This window comes from Faecalitalea cylindroides ATCC 27803, from assembly GCF_000469305.1.
Lineage (GTDB): Bacteria > Bacillota_I > Bacilli_A > Erysipelotrichales > Erysipelotrichaceae > Faecalitalea > Faecalitalea cylindroides.
Genome location: NZ_KI271044.1, coordinates 1 through 1,492, shown reverse-complemented (window position 1 = coordinate 1,492; position 1,492 = coordinate 1). Strand labels below are relative to the sequence as shown.

The following is a 1,492-nucleotide window of genomic DNA, read 5'->3' as shown; positions in this document are numbered from 1 at the left end:
TGGATACGATATTTGCGATTATGACGGAGGAAAAGGGCAACCAGAAAGAAACCTTGAAAATCAACACAAGCAAGCTGAAAAAATACTTTCCGAAGAACACAACGCCGAAGCAGATGGAGGAAACCATCATCAAACTTTTGGAGCGTGAGTTGCAGAGGAAACGCAACCGTGACAGCCGCTAATCTTCTTTTTTCGGGAAGTAAATACAGAGAGTTGAGGTATGGAGAATGAGAGAAATCCAGTATGAAATCGTAAAGGAAATCGCAGTATTGTCTACGGGCGACAGTGGCTACACAAAGGAAATCAATCTCATTTCATGGAATGGGAAAGAGCCGAAGAAGAAACCCAAAACAAAAGAGAGGTAATTCACTATGACAAATGATTTCAAACCCGCAAAGGCTGGCGGTAATCAGCCGAGATTATCCAAAGAGGAGTATGCGGAAAAGAAGCGAGCAGAAAAAGAAAAGGTCTATCAGATGATTGATGACGCTGCCCGTGAGATTGTGAGTGACCCTGAGAAATTCAAGAGTTTTCTTGATACGCAGAGTCGAATGGACAGATATTCCGCAGCAAATGCTCTCCTTATTTACAGTCAGTATCCGCAGGCGACACAGCTTAAAGATTTTGATGATTGGGGTAAGGACAATGTGAAGATTACCAAAGGGGCAAAGAGTATTTCTATCCTTGAACCAGTGGAATACACAAGAGCAGATGGTTCTCCGGGTATTTCCTACAATGTCAAAAAGGTATTTGATGTTACGCAGACAAATGGAAGAAAAGCTCCGGCAGTATCAGCAAACCGTGACCCGAAAGCACTTATTACGACAATGCTTGATGTATCTCCGGTGGAGGTTGCGGCAACCGATGAACTTCCGTATCCGAATATGGCAGCTTTCTATAATAATGAAAAGCAGACCTTGTATGTGAAGCGTAATGTGGGCGACAGCGTAGCAGTTGCTCAGTGTGTCGCTCAGGAACTTGGACACGCACAGCTTTCCATCAACAGCGAAAGTTACAGCCGCAGGGATATGGGCTTTCAGGCAGTGTGTATCGGATATATGATTTGCAAGAAGTATGGCGTGGATACACAGAATTTTGCAATTAACCGTATTCCGGAGGGACTGGCTTCCAAAGAGCCGAAAGAAATCCGTGCGGAGCTTTCCAAGGCACGAAATGCAATGGCAGAAATTCACAGTCATATCTCTGATGAAATGTTCCGCAAAAAGCAGGAGCGTTCAAAGGACTATGAGAGATAACGGAGGGCAGATATGGAAAAAGAAAAACTCTACCACATTGCTTTGGACGATTACGAACACGGTGTTGTCATTCGCTCCTTAAACGATGAAAAAACAAAGTTAATGGAGGAAGGCAAGTCCGCAGACGCAGTAGACGACCTGCTTGTAAAAGTCGGAAATGCCCCATTGAAAAAGTTCAAAGTGATTGAAAGGAAACGCTCAGATGAAGCGAGATAATGACAGGCAGACTGCTATTA

Annotated in this window: 2 protein-coding genes and 1 pseudogene; all 3 read left to right on the top strand. The window is 44.0% G+C overall.

Annotated elements, in window-relative coordinates:
• Positions 1–182, top strand: a pseudogene (locus tag HMPREF0367_RS10330) (ParB/RepB/Spo0J family partition protein); the annotation flags it as partial.
• Between the two features lie 189 nt (positions 183–371).
• A complete protein-coding gene (locus tag HMPREF0367_RS08765) occupies positions 372–1,256 on the top strand; it encodes a hypothetical protein (protein ID WP_035403409.1) in 885 nt (294 codons plus the stop codon).
• Between the two features lie 12 nt (positions 1,257–1,268).
• Positions 1,269–1,472 (top strand): hypothetical protein, encoded by a 204-nt coding sequence (locus HMPREF0367_RS08760; protein WP_008789327.1) that lies wholly within the window; start codon positions 1,269–1,271, stop codon positions 1,470–1,472.
• Positions 1,473–1,492 lie beyond the last annotated feature (20 nt).

Coding starts and splice junctions, on each gene's coding strand:
- HMPREF0367_RS08765 (WP_035403409.1), top strand. CDS start 372: ATGACAAATGATTTCAAACCCGCAAAGGCTGGCGGTAATCAGCCGAGA.
- HMPREF0367_RS08760 (WP_008789327.1), top strand. CDS start 1,269: ATGGAAAAAGAAAAACTCTACCACATTGCTTTGGACGATTACGAACAC.